Annotated in this window: 18 protein-coding genes; 10 read left to right on the forward strand and 8 right to left on the reverse strand. The window is 67.3% G+C overall.

From position 1 onward, the window contains the following. Positions 1 to 82 precede the first annotated feature (82 nt). On the forward strand, positions 83 to 775 hold the full coding sequence (locus ACSYHF_RS09210; protein WP_005416365.1) for a COG3650 family protein: 693 nt from the start codon (positions 83 to 85) through the stop codon (positions 773 to 775). Between the two features lie 162 nt (positions 776 to 937). Here the strand turns inward: ACSYHF_RS09210 and yeiP are convergent, their stop codons facing one another. From yeiP to ACSYHF_RS09235, 5 genes are all read right to left on the reverse strand, one after another. Continuing rightward, entirely contained in the window at positions 938 to 1,504 is a 567-nt protein-coding gene (yeiP, locus tag ACSYHF_RS09215) for an elongation factor P-like protein YeiP (RefSeq protein WP_005409468.1), read from the reverse strand. A 48-nt stretch (positions 1,505 to 1,552) separates the two neighbouring features. Further along, positions 1,553 to 2,323, reverse strand: a complete 771-nt coding sequence (locus ACSYHF_RS09220; protein ID WP_447576338.1) for an SDR family oxidoreductase — start codon at positions 2,321 to 2,323, stop codon at positions 1,553 to 1,555. Between the two features lie 100 nt (positions 2,324 to 2,423). Beyond that, complete coding sequence (locus ACSYHF_RS09225; RefSeq protein ID WP_447576340.1) at positions 2,424 to 3,320, reverse strand: hydroxymethylglutaryl-CoA lyase; 897 nt, start codon at positions 3,318 to 3,320, stop codon at positions 2,424 to 2,426. Continuing rightward, the gene (locus ACSYHF_RS09230) at positions 3,317 to 3,718 is read right to left on the reverse strand and encodes a VOC family protein (protein ID WP_005416368.1); all 402 of its coding nucleotides are present in this window, start codon (positions 3,716 to 3,718) and stop codon (positions 3,317 to 3,319) included. Before ACSYHF_RS09230 ends, ACSYHF_RS09225 begins: the two co-directional genes overlap by 4 nt. A gap of 2 nt (positions 3,719 to 3,720) precedes the next feature. Next, on the reverse strand, positions 3,721 to 4,509 hold the full coding sequence (locus ACSYHF_RS09235; protein WP_447576342.1) for an enoyl-CoA hydratase/isomerase family protein: 789 nt from the start codon (positions 4,507 to 4,509) through the stop codon (positions 3,721 to 3,723). Between the two features lie 119 nt (positions 4,510 to 4,628). Between ACSYHF_RS09235 and ACSYHF_RS09240 the strand changes: the two genes are divergently transcribed. From ACSYHF_RS09240 to ACSYHF_RS09250, 3 genes are read left to right on the forward strand one after another with little or no spacing between them, the layout of a single operon-like run. Beyond that, positions 4,629 to 4,883: a FeoA family protein gene (locus ACSYHF_RS09240; protein ID WP_005416370.1), complete on the forward strand. Its 255-nt coding sequence runs from the start codon at positions 4,629 to 4,631 to the stop codon at positions 4,881 to 4,883. Beyond that, positions 4,880 to 6,745, forward strand: a complete 1,866-nt coding sequence (gene feoB / locus ACSYHF_RS09245; RefSeq protein WP_138953578.1) for a ferrous iron transporter B — start codon at positions 4,880 to 4,882, stop codon at positions 6,743 to 6,745. The genes ACSYHF_RS09240 and feoB overlap by 4 nt, the downstream gene beginning before the upstream one ends. Beyond that, a complete protein-coding gene (locus ACSYHF_RS09250) occupies positions 6,745 to 6,990 on the forward strand; it encodes a DUF6587 family protein (RefSeq protein WP_111129393.1) in 246 nt (81 codons plus the stop codon). The genes feoB and ACSYHF_RS09250 overlap by 1 nt, the downstream gene beginning before the upstream one ends. A gap of 85 nt (positions 6,991 to 7,075) precedes the next feature. On the opposite strand, the gene ACSYHF_RS09255 is transcribed toward ACSYHF_RS09250, so the two are convergent. Continuing rightward, entirely contained in the window at positions 7,076 to 7,537 is a 462-nt protein-coding gene (locus ACSYHF_RS09255) for a DUF4304 domain-containing protein (protein WP_065177640.1), read from the reverse strand. Between the two features lie 192 nt (positions 7,538 to 7,729). Here ACSYHF_RS09255 and ACSYHF_RS09260 point away from each other — a divergent pair, with 192 nt between their 5' ends. The 5 genes from ACSYHF_RS09260 (at position 7,730) to ACSYHF_RS09280 (ending at position 14,650) form a co-directional block, all read left to right on the forward strand. Next, positions 7,730 to 8,401 carry a 4-hydroxy-tetrahydrodipicolinate reductase gene (locus tag ACSYHF_RS09260; protein ID WP_053501072.1) on the forward strand — a complete coding sequence of 224 codons (672 nt, stop codon included), beginning with the start codon at positions 7,730 to 7,732 and terminating at the stop codon, positions 8,399 to 8,401. Between the two features lie 335 nt (positions 8,402 to 8,736). Next, the gene (carA, locus tag ACSYHF_RS09265; protein WP_005416375.1) at positions 8,737 to 9,864 is read left to right on the forward strand and encodes a glutamine-hydrolyzing carbamoyl-phosphate synthase small subunit; all 1,128 of its coding nucleotides are present in this window, start codon (positions 8,737 to 8,739) and stop codon (positions 9,862 to 9,864) included. A 148-nt stretch (positions 9,865 to 10,012) separates the two neighbouring features. Then, complete coding sequence (carB, locus tag ACSYHF_RS09270; RefSeq protein WP_447576347.1) at positions 10,013 to 13,255, forward strand: carbamoyl-phosphate synthase large subunit; 3,243 nt, start codon at positions 10,013 to 10,015, stop codon at positions 13,253 to 13,255. 8 nt (positions 13,256 to 13,263) lie between these two features. Continuing rightward, complete coding sequence (greA, locus tag ACSYHF_RS09275; protein ID WP_026347191.1) at positions 13,264 to 13,728, forward strand: transcription elongation factor GreA; 465 nt, start codon at positions 13,264 to 13,266, stop codon at positions 13,726 to 13,728. A 4-nt stretch (positions 13,729 to 13,732) separates the two neighbouring features. Further along, on the forward strand, positions 13,733 to 14,650 hold the full coding sequence (locus ACSYHF_RS09280) for a phosphoglycerate mutase (protein WP_065184938.1): 918 nt from the start codon (positions 13,733 to 13,735) through the stop codon (positions 14,648 to 14,650). Positions 14,651 to 15,057: 407 nt separating this feature from the next. Here the strand turns inward: ACSYHF_RS09280 and ACSYHF_RS09285 are convergent, their stop codons facing one another. After that, positions 15,058 to 16,098 carry a DUF1176 domain-containing protein gene (locus ACSYHF_RS09285; RefSeq protein ID WP_447576349.1) on the reverse strand — a complete coding sequence of 347 codons (1,041 nt, stop codon included), beginning with the start codon at positions 16,096 to 16,098 and terminating at the stop codon, positions 15,058 to 15,060. A 158-nt stretch (positions 16,099 to 16,256) separates the two neighbouring features. On the opposite strand from ACSYHF_RS09285, the gene recJ reads away from it, so the two are divergent. Next, positions 16,257 to 18,014, forward strand: coding sequence for a single-stranded-DNA-specific exonuclease RecJ (gene recJ / locus ACSYHF_RS09290; RefSeq protein WP_069138704.1), 1,758 nt, complete (start codon positions 16,257 to 16,259; stop codon positions 18,012 to 18,014). Positions 18,015 to 18,079: 65 nt separating this feature from the next. On the opposite strand, the gene ACSYHF_RS09295 is transcribed toward recJ, so the two are convergent. Then, positions 18,080 to 19,114: a DUF1176 domain-containing protein gene (locus tag ACSYHF_RS09295; RefSeq protein ID WP_069138635.1), complete on the reverse strand. Its 1,035-nt coding sequence runs from the start codon at positions 19,112 to 19,114 to the stop codon at positions 18,080 to 18,082. Positions 19,115 to 19,221: the final 107 nt, after the last annotated feature.

The raw sequence follows: 19,221 nt of genomic DNA on the forward strand, positions 1-19,221 counted from the left end.
TGCGGTCAGGCTGTTTTCAGGCCCCGCTCACCGCGAGGTGGTAGGGTCGAGCATTCCTGTAGTGTCGACAAGGAGTCGAGCCATGCGTGTAGTTCCCAGTCTGTTGGCAGCCTCCCTGGGGTTGGTCCTGGCCGCGTGCCAGCCGGCCCAGGCACCCGCGGCGGGCAGCAATGACCCCTCGCCTGCCACGCCGAAGCCGAGCGCCAACACGGAAGGTGGCAGCGAGACCGCCTACCAGTGTGGTGATCTGAGCGTGCGCGCGACCTTCAATGGCGAGGATGCTGCCACGGTGGTGATCGGCGAGCGTAGCTTCGCCATGACCTCCGAGCGCGCGGCATCCGGCGCCAAGTACAGCGATGGCCTTGGCAACAGCTTCTGGACCAAGGGCAGCGATGATGGCCTGCTGAGCCTGAAGGGCGAGCCGGATCGCGAGTGCCATGCGGTGGAAGCTGGCGAAGGCGATGGCAGCGCCGGCAATGCCGCGTTCCGTGCCACCGGCAATGAACCCGGATGGCTTGCAGTCGTCGATGGCGATATGCCGGGCCTGCAGGTGGAAGTTGACTATGGCGAGCGCCGCTTTGACGTGGCCAAGCCAACCAAAGGAGCCGACGGCTGGAGCGGCAAGGCGTCCGATGGTACCGACGTCAAGCTGAGTTTCCAGCGCACTACCTGCCAGGACGATATGAGCGGGGAGGCGTTCGAGGCGAAGGTGATGCTGACCGTCGGTACCCGCCAGTACCACGGCTGCGGCAATTTCGGCGCGAAGCAGCCGTAAGTTACCTGTAGAGCCGAGCCCACGCTCGGCTGCAGTACCTGTCCAACCCACCGCAGCCGAGCACGGGCTCGGCTCTACACAACTACTGTCAGCGATGCGCTGCTTGCTGCCTGCGGCGAACTTGCCGCAGGCAGCGATCGGCAGGCGATCGGCGCAGGGTGCTTAGTCGGCACGGCCGGCGAATTCGCCGGTGGCGGTGTTCACCAGCACGCGCTCGCCGTTGACGATGTACTCCGGCACCATGATCTCGATGCCGGTGTTGAGCTTGGCCGGCTTCGGGCGCTTGGTGGCGGTGCCACCCTTCAGTTCCGGCGGCGTCTCGATCACTTCCAGCACCACGGAGGCCGGCAGCTGGATCGCCACCGGCTGCTCGTCGATCACCTGCACGTAGATGCCGGTCAGGCCGTCGGTGATGTAACCGGCGTCATCGCCGATCACGTCCGCATCCAGGGTGTACGGGGTGTAGTCCTCGTCATCCAGGAACACGAAGGCATCGCCGTCCTTGTACGAATAGGTGGACTGGCGGCGCAGCAGTTCGACCTCGACCAGGTTGTCGTCGGCATCGAAGCTGGCGTCGAGCTTGTTGCCGCCCGGCACGCTGTACATGATGAAGCGGAAGCGGACGTTGCCGCCGCGACCCTGAGGCGAGCTGCGCTCGATGTCGCGGATCTGGTACACGCCGTTGTTGTACTCGACGACGTTGCCCTTCTTGATGTCGTTGGCTTTCATGGTGATCTAGGTCGTTGGGGGAGGGCGCCGTCCCGGCGCCCGGGGGAATCACTTCGGAGCGAGGCGGGTAGCGCCGTCCAGGCGGATGGTCTCGCCGTTGAGGTAGGTGTTGCCAAGGATGAAGCCGACCAGGCTGGCGAAGTCTTCCGGCTTGCCCAGGCGCGGCGGGAACGGGATCGAGGCGGCCAGCGACTGCTGCACGGCTTCGGGCATGCCATCGACCATCGGCGTCCAGAACACGCCCGGGGCGATGGTATTGACGCGGATGCCGAAGCGCGACAGTTCGCGTGCCATCGGCAGCGTCATCGACACCACGCCGCCCTTGCTGGCGGCATACGCGGCCTGGCCGATCTGGCCCTCATAGGCGGCGATGCTGGCGGTGTTGATGATCACCCCGCGCTCGCCATCGATGCCGGCCTCGTTGTGCTGCATGCGGTTGGCCGCGGCCTTGGCCACGTTGAAGCTGCCGACCAGATTGACCATCACCGTGCCCTGGAAGCCGGCCAGCGGCATCGGGCCTTCTTTGCCCAGCACGCGGCCGGCGCCGAGGATGCCGGCGCAGTTCATCGCCACGTTCAGGCCGCCGAGGAAATCGTGGGCCTGGTCGATGGCTGCCGAGACGGCCGCTTCATCGCTGACGTTGACGTTGAAATAGCGGGCCTTGTCGGCACCCAGCCCGGCAACGGCGGTCGCACCCTTGTCGTCGTTGAGATCGAACAGGGCCACCTTGCCGCCCTGGGCGACGAGGTGCTGGGCCACGGCCAGGCCGAGGCCGGAGACGCCGCCAGTGATCACGGCACGTACGGAAGACAGCTGCATTGAACGGTCCTGCAGGTTCGAGAACCGCCGATTCTAACGGAAGCTGCGACCGTCGCTGTTGTGCACTGCGCCGCCGCAGCAGTGCGGCGCAGTGCGGCGGTCAACCTGCGGCGGCTAGCGCCTGGCCGGTGCGGCTGGCGGTGGCGCGACCGAGCAGGCCGGCCAGCCAGCGGCCGGTCTCGGCCAGTGCCGGCAGGTCCACGCCGCTGTCCAGGCCCAGGCCCTGCAGCAGGTAGACCACATCCTCGCTGGCGACGTTGCCGCTGGCGCCCTTGGCATACGGGCAGCCACCGGCGCCGGAGACCGCGCTGTCGACCACGCGCACGCCTTCGTCCAGGCAGGTGGCGATGTTGGCGATGGCCTGGCCGTAGGTGTCGTGGAAGTGCACGGCCAGTGCCGTCATCGGAATCTCGGCGGCAACCGCCTGCAGCATCGCCCGTGCCTTGCGCGGGGTGCCGACGCCGATGGTGTCGCCCAGTGAGATTTCGTAACAACCCATCTGGTGCAGGGCGCGCGCCACCCGCACCACGTCGGCCAGTGGCACCTCGCCCTGGTAGGGGCAGCCGAGTACGGTGGAGACATAGCCGCGCACGCGCACGCCATCGGCGGCGGCGCGGCGCAGGATCGGCTCGAACCGGGCCAGCGATTCGTCGATGCCGGCATTGGTATTGGTACGGTTGAACGCCTCGGACGCAGCGGTGAACACCGCCACTTCCTCCACGCCCACCGCGCGGGCGCGGTCGTAGCCCTGTTCGTTCGGCACCAGCACCGGGTAGTGGATGCCGGGCCGGCGCTGGATGCCGGCGTAGACCGCGGCGGCGTCGGCCAGCTGCGGGATCCACTTCGGGCTGACGAAACTGGTCGCCTCGATGCTGCGCAGGCCGGTGGCCGACAGGCGGTTGATCAGTTCGATCTTGTCGGCGGTGGACACCGACTGCTTTTCGTTCTGCAGCCCATCACGCGGGCCGACCTCGACGATGCGGACGTAATCGCTCATGCGGCTGCCCCATCGGACGGACGGTGGCAGACCGCTTCGATGTTGTTGCCGTCCGGGTCGAGCACGAAGGCGGCGTAGTAATCCGGGTGGTACCACGGGCGCAGGCCCGGGGCGCCGTTGTCGCGGCCGCCGGCGGCGAGCGCGGCGGCATGGAAGGCATCCACCTGCGCACGGCTGGCGCAGGCGAAGGCCACGTGCACGCCGTGACTGGTGGTGCCGCCATTGCCGAGCCAGAAGAACGGCTTGCCGTCGCTGCCGAAGCCGATGTGGTCGTGGTCACCGGTTTCTTCGGCGCTCACTTCCATCACGACGCCGATCTGCAGCGGCGCCAGTGCCTGCAGGAAGAAGGTCCTGCTGCGCGCCAGGTCGGCGCTGGTCAAACCAAGATGATCGAGCATGTTCAGGCTTCCGTGACCCAGTGGGGGGCGCGCTTGTCGAGGAAGGCGCCCAGGCCCTCCTGGCCCTCGGCGGACACCCGCAGGCGCGCGATCAGGGCGGCATTATCCCGATCCAGCGCGTCGCGGTCACGGCTGTCGCGGACCTGCCGCACCAGCTGCTTGGCGGTGGACGAGGCGATCGGGCCGGCCTTGTCGAGCAGGGCCAGCTGGCGTTCCAGGGCTTCGTCCAGGCGTTCGGGCTCGACCAGCTGGTGGACCAGGCCGATGCGCAGCGCGGTGTCGGCATCGAAGTGCTCGCCGGTGGCGAACCAGCGCCGCGCCTGGCGCGGGCCGATGGCCTCGATCACGTAGGGCGAGATCACCGCCGGCAGCAGGCCGAGGCGGCTTTCGGTCAGGCCGAAGCGGGCCGCGGTGCTGGCGATGGCAATGTCGCAGCAGGCGACCAGGCCGACGCCGCCACCGAAGGCGGCGCCATGGACCCGGGCCAGGGTCGGCTTGGGCAGCTCGTCCAGGGTGCGCATCAGCCGCGCCAGGGCCAGCGAGTCCTCGCGGTTGTCGGCCTCGCTGGCGGCGGCCATGCCGCGCATCCACTGCATGTCGGCACCGGCCGAGAAGGAAGTGCCGTGACCGGCGACCACCACGGCCCGGACCGAATCATCGCCGCCGGCGGCTTCCAGTGCGGCAGTCAGCCGGGCGATCAGGCTGGCGTCAAAGGCGTTGTGCAGCTCCGGCCGGTTCAGCCAGAGGGTGAGGACAGCGCCACGGCGCTCGATCTGCAAAGCATCGTTCATGGGATTCCAGGGTCACTCCATACCTGTATGGATCATAGCGGGCCATTGGTCATGGGCCATGACGCGACGCGGGAATGTTAGAATCGAGAACCATTTACATCCAGCAGAGAACACGCTAGATGACGCTGTCCGAACTGCCGCTGCACACCTCGGCCGTGGTCGAGTCCGTGCAGGACCTGCATGCCAACGATGCCATTGCCCGTCGCCTGCGCGAGCTGGGTTTCGTGAATGGCGAGGAAGTACGCTTGGTGGCCAAGGGCCCGGTGGGGGGCGAGCCGCTGCTGGTGCAGGTCGGGTTCACCCGGTTCGCGCTGCGGATCAGTGAAGCCAAGCGCGTCGTGGTCGACGCTGCCAGCCAGGAACGACGTGCATGACCGCCACTGTCTCCGCCTCACCGCTGCGCATCGCGCTGGTCGGGAACCCCAACAGCGGCAAGACCGCGCTGTTCAACCAGCTGACCGGCAGCCGGCAGAAGGTCGCCAACTACACCGGCGTCACCGTAGAGCGCAAGGAAGGTCGCCTGCGCGCGCCGTCCGGCCGCGAATTCGCCGTGCTCGACCTGCCGGGTGCCTACAGCCTGCATCCGGCCAGCCTGGATGAGGCGATCACCCGTGACCTGTGCCGGGGCTTCTACCCGGGCGAAGCTGCGCCGGACGTGCTGCTGTGCGTGATCGACGCCACCAACCTGCGCCTGCACCTGCGCTTCGCGCTGGAGCTGCGTGAGCTGGGCAAGCCGATGGTGGTCGCCCTGAACATGGTCGATGCGGCCCAGCGCCGTGGCATCCAGGTGGACGTGGCCGCGCTGGAGCGCGAGCTGGGCGTACCGGTGGTGGAGACCGTAGCGGTGCGCAAGCAGGGTGCCAAGGCCCTGGTCGAACGCCTCGATGCGATGGTGCCGCACCTGGATGCACCGGTGCCGGGCCCGGAAGGTGGCATCGACTACCACGCCAAGGTGCGCGAGATCCTGTCGGTCGCCGTGCGGATGCCGGCGCGGACCGCGAAGATCGACGACGCGCTGGACCGCTGGCTGCTGCACCCGGTGTTCGGGCTGATCAGCCTTGCAGTGGTGATGTTCCTGATCTTCCAGGCGGTGTACGCCTGGGCGACGCCGTTGATGGATGGCATCGAGGCTGGCTTCGCCTGGCTCGGTGCTCTCGTTGGCAGCGTGTTGCCGGAGGGTCCGCTGGCCAGCCTGCTGACCGACGGCATCATCGCCGGCGTCGGTGGCGTGGTGGTGTTCCTGCCGCAGATCCTGATCCTGTTCTTCTTCATCCTGGTGCTGGAGGAATCCGGCTACCTGCCACGTGCGGCGTTCCTGCTCGACCGCATGATGGCCGCCGCCGGCCTGTCCGGCCGCTCGTTCATCCCGCTGCTGTCCAGCTTCGCCTGCGCGGTGCCGGGCATCATGTCCACGCGCAGCATCCAGGACCCGCGTGACCGCCTGGCCACCATCCTGGTCGCACCGCTGATGACCTGCTCGGCGCGCCTGCCGGTGTACGCCCTGCTGATCGGTGCGTTCATTCCGCAGAAGACGGTGTGGGGGGTGTTCAACCAGCAGGGCCTGGTGCTGTTCGGCCTGTACGCCGCCGGCATCCTCAGTGCGCTGGCGATGTCCTGGATCATGAAGAAGTGGCGCCGCGACAAGAGCGAGCATCCGCTGATGCTGGAGCTGCCGTCGTACCGCCTGCCACATGTGCGTGACCTGGCGGTCGGCCTGTATGAGCGCGGCATGATCTTCCTCAAGCGTGTCGGCGGCATCATCCTGGCGCTGACCATCCTGCTGTGGGTGCTGCTGTCGTTCCCGGCGGCCCCGGCCGATGCCACGATGCCGGCCATCGACTACAGCTACGCCGGCCGGATCGGCCATGCGATGGCGGTGTTCTTCGCACCGCTGGGCTTCAACTGGCAGATCTGCATCGCGCTGATCCCGGGCCTGGCCGCGCGTGAGGTGGCGGTGTCGTCGCTGGCCACCGTGTATGCGCTGTCGGCCGCCGATGACGATGCCGCCAGCCAGGCGCTGACCCCGCTGATCAGCGATGGCTGGTCGCTGGCCACGGCCCTGTCGCTGCTGGTCTGGTACATCTACGCCCCGATGTGCATCTCGACGCTGGCGACCATCAAACGCGAGACCAACTCGTGGAAGCAGATGGGCTTTGCCGCGTTCTACCTGTTTGCCGCGGCTTACGTGGCCGCGCTGATCACCTATCAGGTGACCAAGGCGCTGGGAGGCGGCTGATGGAGACCGGGCTGCTGATCCAGTACCTGATCATCGCGGTGGCCGTGCTGGTCAGTGCCTGGGTGGTACTGAAGAAGCAGTTCCCGGGTACCGTGCGCACGCTGCGCGGGGCCTTGGCGCTGGCCCTGCTGAAGCCGGGTCGCGCGGCCTGGCTGCAGGCGCTGGGGCGGAAGATCGCGCCGCCGGCCAGCGGTGGTGGCGGTGCCTGTGGGGGGTGCGACAGCTGCGGGCCGACCAAGAAGTAGCGTCCAGCCATGCTCGACGGCGGCTGTCCGGAGGGTGCGAACTTTCGACCTGTCGATGCGAAGCTTGGTTCGCACGCGCCGGGGTTCAGACCTCTCTGCGGATGATCGCGCGGAAGTTCCCGCCCTGATTCAATCGCCGCACCGATTCCCGGTTTCCATGGGCTGCTGCGAAACCCGCCACGTCGGCCAGGGCATCGAGCAGCAGGGCCTTCAGCGCGTCGCGGTTGCCGGCCTCCAGCAGGTCATCAAGATCCTGCTGGATGAAGGTCCGGCGCAGGCCCGGCGTTTCTTCGATCCGCCAGTCGACATGGGGCGTGGGAATGCTGGAGCGGTACCGGAAAGCCGTTTCAAGATCGTCAGGCGCGAGGGGATACGCGAGCAGCTCTGGAAAGTAGAGTCCAGCATTCACATAGAAGCCCCGGCTTTCGCTGGCGCGCTGGTGATTAACGACAAGCAGGGCGGCATCCAGCAAGCGGTAGCGCGTGGTCGACGTCCCGGCATAACCGGTCTTCCTGGCGCATTTGCTGAAGACGGTCGAGGATTTCATGGGGTTTTGCCCGGGCTGAGGGAAGGGCCACAGACTTGAAGGGGAGCGTTGCCGCGTCCAGTGGCAAACCCGTCACCGCAGGGGCATGCAGCATCGCAGCGATGGCGCTTGCCGGAGCGGGCGTGCTGCCGCTAGCCTGCAGGCATGAACCAGACTCCCCTGCGATTGCTCATTCACGGTGCCTCCGGGCGCATGGGCCAAGCCCTGCTGCGGCTGGCCGCCGAACATTCCGAAACCCTGCAGATCGTGGCCGCCGTGACCGGTCGCGCGCCGGCCCAGCGCGTAGTCGACGGTGTGCCGTTCTTCGCGGCCAGCGAACTGCCCGGTGCGCCGGTGTTCGACGTGGCCATTGACTTCAGCCTGCCGGAGGGCTTCGACCCGCTGCTGGCGCTGTGCGTGGATCGCGGGGCAGGGCTGGTGTCGGGTACCACCGGCATTTCCAGCACGCAGCGCCAGGCGTTGGATGCGGCAGCGGCGAAGATCCCGCTGGTATGGGCCTCGAACTTCAGCCTGGGCGTGGCGGTACTGGACGAACTGGTGGAGCGCGCGGCGCAGGCGCTGGCCGGCTGGGACTGCGACATCGTCGAATCGCACCACACCCAGAAGAAGGACGCGCCATCGGGCACTGCATTGACCCTGGGCGCGGCCGCGCAGCGGGGCGGGGCGGAGCCGCACTACGCCAGCCTGCGCGCCGGCGACATCGTAGGCGAGCATCTGGTGCAGTTCACCGGGCTGGGCGAGCGCATCGAGCTGGTACACCGGGCCACCAATCGCGACATCTTCGCCCGCGGCGCCCTGTTTGCCGCCCGCCAGCTGCAGGGCCGGGCCCCGGGCAGCTACCGGGTGCGGGACCTGCTGCAGTAAGGCGGGCTGATTCCTGGGGCTGGATCCCTTTCCAGCGGAGAGGGCTCTGACCCCATCCGAGGGCGCCTGGGGTCAGAGCCTTTCCCATTCGGGAATGGATCCGACCCCGCCTCCGGCCCGCATACGCCGCCGGATTGAAATGAATGCGCAATTGCCTGTTCACAATGCGCGATAACCGCTGGCGTGAGCGTCCCGGCAGCGCTACAATTCGCACTCGCCGAATCACGAAAGCCGGACCGGTCCCAGACCGTACGTCCGCGCTTTTTTGCAACCGGATTTCCGTGAAGCGCAGGCGTGACTTCGGCAGCCCCCTCGGTAGCCAAAGTGAGATTCCCGTGACCCAAGCCGCAATCCTCGTCCTCGAAGACGGCACCGTATTCGAGGGCGAATCCGTAGGCGCGCCCGGCCTGTCCGTCGGTGAAGTGGTGTTCAACACCGCCATGACCGGCTATCAGGAAGTGTTGACCGACCCGTCCTACGCCCGGCAGATGGTCACGCTGACCTATCCGCATATCGGCAACACCGGCATGACCGACCAGGACGACGAAGCGTCCAAGGTGTGGTCGGCCGGCCTGATCGTGCGCGACGTTCCGCGCCGCCCCAGCAACTGGCGCAGCCAGGTGTCGCTGCAGGACTGGCTGATCCAGCGTGGCGTGGTCGCCATCGCCGGCATCGACACCCGCAAGCTGACCCGCATCCTGCGCGAGAAGGGTGCGCAGAACGGTGCGCTGATGGCCGGCGACATCGACGTGGAAAAGGCACTGGAAGCCGCCCGCAAGTTCCCGGGGCTGAAGGGCATGGATCTGGCCAAGGTCGTCACTACCGAGAAGACCTACACCTGGACCGAGGGCCAGCTGGACCTGGATGCCAACGCCTTCGTCAGCGTGCCGGCCAAGTACAAGGTCGTGGCCTACGACTTCGGCGTGAAGACCAACATCCTGCGCATGCTGGCCGAGCGCGGCTGCGAAGTGACCGTGGTGCCGGCGCAGACCCCGGCCGCCGAGGTGCTGGCACTGAAGCCGGACGGCGTGTTCCTGTCCAACGGCCCGGGTGACCCGGAACCGTGCGACTACGCCATCGAAGCGATCAAGACCTTCATCGATGTGAAGATCCCGACCTTCGGCATCTGCCTGGGCCACCAGCTGCTCGGCCTGGCCTCGGGCGCGCAGACCATGAAGATGGGCCACGGCCACCACGGTGCCAACCATCCGGTGCAGGACCTGGACAGCGGCCGGGTGATGATCACCTCGCAGAACCACGGTTTCGCGATCGATGAAGCAACCCTGCCGCCGACCCTGCGCGTGACCCACCGTTCGCTGTTCGACGGCACCAACCAGGGCGTGGCCCGCACCGACGTGCCGGCGTTCTCGTTCCAGGGCCATCCGGAAGCGTCGCCGGGCCCGCACGACGTCGGCCCGCTGTTCGACCGCTTCGTGGTGCTGATGGAGCAGGCCAAGGCGTGATCAGTACGCCGCCGGCCTGCCGGTGGCGTCGCGATGGACCGTAAACCCCGCATCGCTGCTGCCCCCGGCGCGGTGCTGCGGATCAAGATTCCTGATCGACAGCGTGCGATCACCCCCCTTGTCACGCTGTACTGACTTAGAGAAGAAAATGCCCAAGCGCACTGACCTCAAGACCATTCTCATCATCGGTGCTGGCCCGATCGTCATCGGCCAGGCCTGCGAGTTCGACTACTCCGGTGCCCAGGCCTGCAAGGCCCTGCGTGACGAGGGTTACCGCGTGGTGCTGGTCAACAGCAACCCGGCCACGATCATGACCGACCCGGAGATGGCCGACGCCGTCTACATCGAGCCGATCAACTGGCAGACGGTCGAGAAGATCATCGCCAAGGAAAAGCCCGATGCGCTGCTCCCGACCATGGGTGGCCAGACCGCGCTGAACTGCGCGCTGGACCTGGCCGACCACGGCGTGCTGGAGAAGTACAACGTCGAACTGATCGGCGCCAAGCGCGAAGCGATCCGCATGGCCGAAGACCGCGAGCTGTTCCGCGTGGCCATGGGTGAGATCGGCCTGGAGTGCCCGACTGCCGCCGTCGCCCACACCCTGGACGAAGCGCTGGAAATCCAGACCCGCGTCGGCTATCCGACCATCATCCGCCCCAGCTTCACCCTGGGCGGCAGCGGTGGCGGCATTGCCTACAACCGCGAAGAGCTGGTCGAGATCGTCAGCCGCGGCCTGGAACTGTCGCCGACCACCGAAGTGCTGGTGGAAGAGTCGGTGCTGGGCTGGAAGGAATTCGAGATGGAAGTGGTCCGCGATACCGCGGACAACTGCATCATCGTCTGCTCGATCGAAAACCTGGACCCGATGGGCGTGCACACCGGTGACTCGATCACCGTGGCCCCGGCCCAGACCCTGACCGACAAGGAATACCAGCGCCTGCGCGATGCCTCCATCGCCGTGCTGCGCAAGATCGGCGTCGATACCGGTGGCTCGAACGTGCAGTTCGGCATCAACCCGAAGACCGGCCGCGTGGTCGTCATCGAGATGAACCCGCGCGTGTCGCGTTCCTCGGCGCTGGCTTCCAAGGCCACCGGCTTCCCGATCGCCAAGGTCGCCGCCAAGCTGGCCGTGGGCTACACCCTGGACGAACTGAAGAACGAAATCACCGGCGGCCTGACCCCGGCCTCGTTCGAGCCGTCCATCGACTACGTCGTCACCAAGATCCCGCGCTTCGCCTTCGAGAAGTTCCCGGCCGCCGATGCCCGCCTGACCACCCAGATGAAGTCGGTGGGCGAGGTGATGGCGATGGGCCGCACCTTCCAGGAGTCGGTGCAGAAGGCCCTGCGTGGCCTGGAAACCGGCAAGGTCGGCTTCGACCCGACCGGCCTGGACCTGGGCAACGAAGACGACCTGCAGACCCTGCGCCGCGAGCTGAAGGCACCGGGTCCGGAGCGCCTGTTCTTCGTCGCCGATGCGTTCCGCGCCGGCATGAGCGTGGAAGAGATCTACGCACTGTCGTTCATCGATCACTGGTTCCTGGACCAGATCGAGGAAATCATCGCGGCCGAAGCTGAAGTCACTGCCGGTGGCATCGATGCGCTGGACGCTGCACGCCTGCGCAAGCTGAAGCGCGCTGGCTTCTCCGACGCGCGCCTGGCGCAGCTGACCGGCACCAACGAAGCCGCCATCCGCGCGCTGCGTCGTGCGCACAAGGTACGCCCGGTCTACAAGCGCGTGGACTCCTGTGCCGGTGAGTTCTCCACCGGTACCGCCTACCTGTACTCGACCTACGAGGACGAGTGCGAGGCTGCGCCGAGCAACCGCGACAAGATCATGATCCTGGGTGGTGGCCCGAACCGCATCGGCCAGGGCATCGAGTTCGACTATTGCTGCGTGCACGCGGCACTCGCGCTGCGCGAGGATGGCTATGAAACCATCATGGTCAACTGCAACCCGGAAACCGTGTCGACCGACTACGACACCTCCGACCGCCTGTACTTCGAACCGCTGACCCTGGAAGACGTGCTGGAAATCGTCGAACTGGAACAGCCGAAGGGCGTGATCGTGCAGTACGGCGGCCAGACCCCGCTGAAGCTGGCGCGCGCGCTGGAAGCCAACGGCGTGCCGGTGATCGGCACCAGCCCGGACTCGATCGACCTGGCCGAAGACCGCGAGCGCTTCCAGCAGCTGGTGGACAAGCTGGGCCTGAAGCAGCCGCCGAACCGCATCGCCCGCAATGATCAGGAAGCCCTGCTGCTGGCCCGCGAGATCGGCTACCCGCTGGTGGTGCGCCCGAGCTACGTGCTGGGCGGCCGTGCCATGGAAATCGTCTACGGCGAAGCCGACCTGGCCCGTTACGTGCGCGACGCTGTGAAGGTGTCCAACGATTCGCCGGTGCTGCTGGACCGCTTCCTCGACAACGCCGTGGAGTGCGACGTCGACATCATTGCCGATGCCCAGGGCAACGTCCTGATCGGCGGCGTAATGGAGCACATCGAAGAAGCCGGCGTGCACTCGGGCGATTCCTCGTGCTCGCTGCCGCCGTACTCGCTGTCGGCTGAAACCCAGGCCGAACTGCGCCGCCAGGTGGTGGAGCTGGCCAAGGCCCTGAACGTGGTCGGCCTGATGAACACCCAGTTCGCGATCCAGACCAGTGACGAGGGTGCCGACACCATCTACCTGCTGGAAGTGAACCCGCGTGCCTCGCGCACCGTGCCGTTCGTGTCCAAGGCCACCGGCATGGCGCTGGCGAAGATCGCCGCCCGTTGCATGGCTGGCAAGAGCCTGGCCGAGCAGGGCGCGACCAAGGAAATCGTGCCGGACTACTACTCGGTGAAGGAAGCGATCTTCCCGTTCGCCAAGTTCCAGGGCGTCGATCCGATCCTCGGGCCGGAGATGCGCTCCACCGGCGAGGTGATGGGCGTCGGCCGCACCTTCAACGCCGCCTTTGCGCGTGCGCAGGAAGCCGGTGGCATCAAGGCACCGCCGGTCGGCAAGGCCTTCGTCTCGGTCCGCGACCCGGACAAGAAGCGCGTGCTGCCGGTGGCCAAGGCGCTGCTGGCGCGTGGCTACAGCCTGGTCGCCACCCGTGGCACCGCCGCGTGGCTGCAGCAGCACGGCATGGACTGCGAGATCATCAACAAGGTGGTCGAAGGCCGTCCGCACATCGTCGACTCGATCAAGAACGGCGAGATCGTCTACATCGTCAACACGACCGAAGGTCGTTCGGCGATCAACGACTCGTTCTCGATCCGCCGCGAGGCGCTGCAGCATCGCGTCACCTACTCGACCACCATTGCCGGCGCCAAGGCGCTGGTGGATTCACTGGAATTCCGCGGCACCGGCCCCGTCTGGTCGCTGCAGGAGCTGCACAAGGAGTTGAATGCATGAGAGCCCCCATCACCATGAAGGGCGCGCAGAAGCTGCGCGACGAACTGGATCACCTGAAGTCGGTCAAGCGCCCGAAGGTCATCGCCGCCATTGCCGAAGCGCGTGAGCACGGTGACCTGAAGGAGAATGCCGAGTACCACGCCGCGCGCGAGGAACAGGGCTTCATCGAAGGCCGCATCAAGCAGCTGGAGGGCGAGCTGTCGCACGCCGAGATCATCGACGTGAGCAAGCTCAATGCCGGCTCCAAGGTGGTGTTCGGCGCCAGCGTGACGCTGGCCGACGTGGAAACCGACGAAGAGAAGAAGTACCAGATCGTCGGTGACCTGGAAGCGGACATCAAGCTGGGCCTGATCGCGATTTCCTCGCCGGTGGCGCGGGCGATGATCGGCAAGCTGGAAGGCGATTCGATCGTGATCGACGCCCCGGCCGGCCAGCGCGAGTACGAGATCGTCAGCGTCAGCTACGTGGACTGACCGCGTGGCGACGGCGACCCTGCTGTTGCCTGCACGCAGCCGCTTTGCCGCGGCTGCGCTGCCGGACGATGTGGCACGCGCGCTCGGCCGTGCCACGACGGTGCAGGTCGTGCCGGGCGAGCGCGCGCAGCTGACACGCCATTTCTCGGTTGCCGCGCCGCACTGGCCGGTGGCCGCGTTGACCCGCCAGCGCGACGTCGGCGATGCCGCCGGCGCCAGCTGGCTGCGTGCCGATCCGGCCTGCATGGTGCCGGACATGCACGGCGCGCGGATGATGGCCTACGGCGAAACACTGCGGCCGACGCTGGCCGACAGCCTCGCGTTGCTGCCGGTGCTGCAGCCATTGTTCGCCGATGCCGGCTTCGTGCTCGACGCACCCGATCCCTCGCGCTGGTACCTGCGGCTGCCGATCGACAGCGAGCTGCCGGACTTCGACAGCCCCGACGAGGTCCTCGGCGATGACCTGTTCTCGCATCTGCCCGAAGGCGAGGGCGGTCGTCGCTGGCGGGCGCTGATGACCGAGGCGCAGGTGCTGCTGCACAACCATTCCTGGAACCAGCAGCGTGCCGCACAGGGACAACAGCCGATCAATTCGCTGTGGTTCTGGGGCGGTGGCGTGATGCCGGTGTCGGTCAGCACGCCGCACGCGCAGGTGCGTAGCCGGGACGCGCTGCTGCAGGGCCTGGCCCTGGCGGCTGGTGTGGCCGTGGATGGCGAGCAGGCGGTGGATGCGCTGGTCGACCTGCGCCAGCTGCGCTCTTTGCAGCAGCTCGGCAATGATGCGATCCGGCCGCTGCTGGCCGCGCTCAAGCGTGGCGAACTGCAGCGGCTGGTACTGGACTTCGAGGATGGCCTGCAGTTCCAGCTGGACCGTGGCCAGCGCTGGCAGTTCTGGAAGAAGCCGCGCCAGCTGCACGACTGACCGGGGTCGGATCCGTTTTCCATCGGAAAACGGCTCTGACCCCCAGGGTTTGTCGGGGTTGCCGGCCAGCGGCCGGCACTACCGCAGGTAGCGGCGCCTCAACGGACCTCGCTGACCACCGTGGGCAGCGTCCAGTGCCCGATGGCGGCGACCGATCGGGGTCGGATCCGTTTTCCATCGGAAAACGGCTCTGACCCCCAGGGTTTGCCGGGGTTGCCGGCCAGCGGCCGGCACTACCGCAGGAAGCGGCGCCTCAACGAAGCTCGCTGACCACCGTCGGCAGCGTCCAGTGCCCGATGGAGGCGACCGAGCTGGGTCGGATCCGTTTTCCATCGAAAAATCGCTCTGACCCCGATGTTTGCCGGGGTTGCCGGCCAGCGGCCGGCACTACCGCAGGTAGCGGCGCCTCAACGGACCTCGCTGACCACCGTGGGCAGCGTCCAGTGCCCGCCGAGCATATTGCGACACTGGCCCGTCGTGAAATCGCTGCTCTTGACGAAGCGCTCGCCGTCCCACACCCAGTCATTGGCAGAGATGCAATCGCCGACACCGCGGCCTCGGTAACGGCCTCGCAACGTAGCGTCATCGCGGTCAAAATCTTCGGCGAGGTTGGTGACAAAAGTCGCCTGGTACGGCGATTTGTCTCGCACCACCCAGTAGCCGTTGCTCATGTTGTAGGGCCCCACGAAGCAGCTGGTGCTTGCCAGCACATGTTGGGCGTCCAGTCGCTGGATCTCGATTTCATCTGTCCCGCCATCGCTCAGGCGGCCGCACTCATCCGGCTTGGGCAGGCTGGCGATCAGTGCCTTGCGCAGGCCCGGTGCTTTCGCCAGTGCCGCGTCCGAGGCGCGCGGTGCCACCAGCGTGCCGCGCACGATCACTGGCACCGGCAACGCCGCAGGCACGCCTGCTTCGGGCTTGTCGCCACGCCGCACCAGCGCACCGGGGGTGCCCAGCCGGCTCTGTGCCTCGTCCATCTTCAGCAGTACGGCCGCTGCACCGCGGTCGGAGATCGGCCAGGCCTTGCCCTTGCCGTCGATGATCTCGATGCGTGCCTGGCGCGGCAGTGCGGCGACCAGTGCATCGGTCTGTGCCTGCTGCAACAACACTTTGTCCCCGTCGCCGGTGTCGCGCACCGGGCCCAGGTCCTTGCCGTTCAGGCGCAGGCGCAGTGCCCCGGTCGGCGTCGGGCTTTCGCCATCCTCGCCATTGCGCAGCCGCGCGATCACCTTCGCACCCGGGCCGCCGGCGCGCTCAAGCATCAGGCTGAGCAGGTTGCCGGGTTCTTCCGGACTGTAGCCGGCGGCGCGGCAGGTGCGGGTGTTGTCACAGGCCAGCGACCAGTCGTTGTGTTCGAATTCGACCCCGGGCCTGGGCTCAGGCGTCGCGGAGTGGGCGGCCGGGGCCACGGTGAGTGCCATCAGCGCGGTCAGCAGGGTGCGGGTCATGGATGGAAGTCCGTTCCAGGGCAGGCAAGCATGGAAGATGCGGTCGTGAAATCCAAATGCTGCTGGCCGAAGAGCCAGGTTGCCTCGTCAGCAGCGGCAGCCGACCGGGGGAGCGGTGCACGTTATGATGTGCGGGTCTTTCGTAACCGGCGATGCCGATGTCCCTTGCCGCCGATGCTGCGCAGCCGCCCTCTGATACACCGCTGATCCGCCGCCGCGATGCGGTCGTGCCCGGCAGCTGGCCAGAGGGCACGCTGCCATTGCTGGCCCGACTCTATGCCAGCCGTGGTGCGGGAACGCCAGAGCTGGCGCTGCCGAAACTGGGCAGCCTACACGCGCCCGAGCTGCTGACCGGTATCGATGATGCAGTGGGCCTGCTGATCGAAGCCATCGCCAACGACAAGCGCATCCTGGTGGTCGGCGATTTCGATTGCGATGGCGCCACCGCCTGTGCGGTCGGCGTGCGTGGCCTGCGCATGCTCGGCGCGCAACACGTCTTCCACGCGGTGCCGAACCGCATGGTGCATGGCTATGGCCTGTCACCGTCGCTGGTGGAAGAGTTGGCCGCGCTGCAGCCGGACCTGCTGGTCACGGTCGACCACGGTATTGCCTGCCATGCCGGTGTCACCGCGGCCAAGGCGCGCGGCTGGCAGGTGCTGGTCACCGACCACCATCTGCCGGGGCCGCAGCTGCCGCCGGCCGACGTGATCGTCGATCCCAACCTGGATGGCGATGCCTTCCCCAGCAAATCGCTGGCCGGTGTTGGTGTGATCTTCTATGTGCTGATGGCGCTGCGCCGGCATATGCGCGAGGCCGGCGTCTTCGCAGATGGCAAGGGGCCGGACCTGACCACGCTGCTGGATCTGGTGGCGGTGGGCACCGTTGCGGACCTGGTAGCGCTGGACCCGAACAACCGTGCGCTGGTCAGCGCAGGCCTGCGGCGTCTGCGCGCGGGACAGGGCTGTGTTGGCCTGCGTGCGCTGATCGAAGCCAGCGGCCGTGATGCCGCGCGACTGACCGCCACCGACATCGGCTTCGCACTCGGCCCGCGCCTGAACGCGGCGGGCCGGCTGGAAGACATGGCGCTGGGCATCGCGCTGCTGCTCACCGAAGATCCGCGCCAGGCGCGCGAGATCGCGCAGACGCTGGAGCAGATCAACGCGGAACGCCGCGCGGTGCAGCAGTCGATGACCGACGATGCCGAGCAGGCCCTGACCCGCGTGGTGCTGGACATGGCCGGGCAACGGCCGGTGGCCGCCTGCCTGTTTGATGCCGACTGGCATCCCGGAGTGGTCGGCCTGGTCGCTTCGAAGATGAAGGATCGCCTGCATCGTCCGGTGATCGCCTTCGCTCCGGCCGAACCGGGCGCCGACACGCTGCGTGGCTCTGCGCGCTCGATTCCCGGGCTGCACATCCGTGACGCCCTGGCGCTGGTCGATGCGCGCCATCCGGGCCTGATCGACCGCTTCGGCGGTCACGCCATGGCGGCCGGCCTCAGCCTGCGGCTTGACCACGTTGATGACTTCAAGGCCGCCTTCGTCGCCGTGGTGCTGGAAATGCTCGATCCGGCGGCACTGCAGCAGCAGGTGCTCAGCGACGGCGAACTGGCCGCGGACGAGCTCGATCATCGCCACGCCGATGCGCTGCGGTTGGCCGGCCCATGGGGCCAGGGCTTCCCCGAACCCCTGTTCGACGGCCACTTCGAAGTGGCCAACTGGCGCGTGCTGAAGGAGCGCCACCTGAAGCTGGAACTGCGCCTGCCGGGCGTGCCTGGCACGATCAACGCGATCCACTTCGGCGGCTGGCACGGCAATGCGCCCGGCCGACACGTGCACCTCGCCTACCGGCTGGCCTGCGACGACTATCGCGGCGGCAGCGCCATCCAGCTGATCGTGGAGCACTGCCTGCCGGTTTGAGCGCCGTTTCGCGAGCGGGGGTCGTGGGCGGCGCGCTATGCGTGGATCCAATCAACTGGCCAAGCTCAGGGCGTCACCTCGGTCACCAGCGTCGGCATGTGCCATGCACCCCCAGCCGCGACCAGCCGGCACAGGCCGGAGGTGGATTCATCGGTCTGCACAAAGCGGCGCCCGTCCCAGCCCCAACTCGCGGTGGACCAGCAATCGCCTAAGCCGCGGCCTTTGTGCGCCGAACTGATTACCCGACCATCGTCATCGCCGCCCGATGCGGTCACCAGCGTGGCCTTGAAGGGCGGTGCATCGTTCACCACCCAGTAGCCGATGCCTTCGTTGTAGGCGCCACGCCAGCAGAGCGTAGACACCAGTAGGGAAGTCCTCCCCAGCCGGGACACGCGCAGCTCCTGCGGGCCGTCCACCATCGGCAGGCCTTCGGGTGTCAGTGCGACGCAGTCGCCGCCCGGGTTGGCCGCGGCCAGCGCCGCGCGCAGTGCGGGTGAGTGTTCCAGTGGGGCATCGGTGGCTCGTGCCGCCACCAATGGCGCCAGAACCAGCGTAGGCACCGGAAGTGCGGGAGGAACTGAGGCTTCGGCGCGCGACCCCTTGCGCATCAGCGCGCCGGGAGTCTCCAGCCGGCCCTGAAATTCGTCCATCTTCAGAAGCACCGCCGAGGCGCCACGATCGGACAGCGTCCAGCGCTGGCCATCGTTGCCGACCGCCACGATGCGGCTGCTGCGCACCAGCGAGGCCAGGAGTGCCTTGGTCTGCGCTGTAGACAGTGTCGCCGTGTCTGCGGTCAACGACAGCGCGCCCAGATCCTTGCCGTTGATCTGCAGCGACAGCTGTGTCGGCAGCTTGACCTCGTTGTACTGGCCCAGCATCAGTTCGGCGCTGACCGGCTGGCCGGGTCCGCCCTTGCGAGTCAGCAGCACCGACACCGGCAAGTTGCCGCCGACATCGTCCTGGTAGCCGGCGGCGCGGCAGGTACGGGTGTTGTCGCAGGCCAGCATCCAGTCGTAGTGGGCGAAGCGCACCCCTTTCACGCTGCCAGCGGCGGCGGCGCCGGCCAGGACCAGCAGGATCAAGGCAATCAACGGGCGCATGGTGCATCCCTGTGTGGCGAGGACTTCCATGGTGCTGGTTGGAGGGGCGTGTGTCGATGCGAGCACAGGCGCCAACCCCATTACGGTTGCTGGTGCGTTCAAAGGTC

Source organism: Stenotrophomonas maltophilia group sp. P373 (genome assembly GCF_053295075.1).

Coding starts and splice junctions, on each gene's coding strand:
- ACSYHF_RS09295 (WP_069138635.1), bottom strand. CDS start 19,114: ATGCGCCCGTTGATTGCCTTGATCCTGCTGGTCCTGGCCGGCGCCGCC.
- ACSYHF_RS09225 (WP_447576340.1), bottom strand. CDS start 3,320: ATGAGCGATTACGTCCGCATCGTCGAGGTCGGCCCGCGTGATGGGCTG.
- ACSYHF_RS09220 (WP_447576338.1), bottom strand. CDS start 2,323: ATGCAGCTGTCTTCCGTACGTGCCGTGATCACTGGCGGCGTCTCCGGC.
- ACSYHF_RS09285 (WP_447576349.1), bottom strand. CDS start 16,098: ATGACCCGCACCCTGCTGACCGCGCTGATGGCACTCACCGTGGCCCCG.
- ACSYHF_RS09230 (WP_005416368.1), bottom strand. CDS start 3,718: ATGCTCGATCATCTTGGTTTGACCAGCGCCGACCTGGCGCGCAGCAGG.
- feoB (WP_138953578.1), top strand. CDS start 4,880: ATGACCGCCACTGTCTCCGCCTCACCGCTGCGCATCGCGCTGGTCGGG.
- ACSYHF_RS09260 (WP_053501072.1), top strand. CDS start 7,730: ATGGGCCAAGCCCTGCTGCGGCTGGCCGCCGAACATTCCGAAACCCTG.
- ACSYHF_RS09250 (WP_111129393.1), top strand. CDS start 6,745: ATGGAGACCGGGCTGCTGATCCAGTACCTGATCATCGCGGTGGCCGTG.
- ACSYHF_RS09255 (WP_065177640.1), bottom strand. CDS start 7,537: ATGAAATCCTCGACCGTCTTCAGCAAATGCGCCAGGAAGACCGGTTAT.
- carB (WP_447576347.1), top strand. CDS start 10,013: ATGCCCAAGCGCACTGACCTCAAGACCATTCTCATCATCGGTGCTGGC.
- ACSYHF_RS09235 (WP_447576342.1), bottom strand. CDS start 4,509: ATGAACGATGCTTTGCAGATCGAGCGCCGTGGCGCTGTCCTCACCCTC.
- ACSYHF_RS09210 (WP_005416365.1), top strand. CDS start 83: ATGCGTGTAGTTCCCAGTCTGTTGGCAGCCTCCCTGGGGTTGGTCCTG.
- recJ (WP_069138704.1), top strand. CDS start 16,257: ATGTCCCTTGCCGCCGATGCTGCGCAGCCGCCCTCTGATACACCGCTG.
- yeiP (WP_005409468.1), bottom strand. CDS start 1,504: ATGAAAGCCAACGACATCAAGAAGGGCAACGTCGTCGAGTACAACAAC.
- ACSYHF_RS09240 (WP_005416370.1), top strand. CDS start 4,629: ATGACGCTGTCCGAACTGCCGCTGCACACCTCGGCCGTGGTCGAGTCC.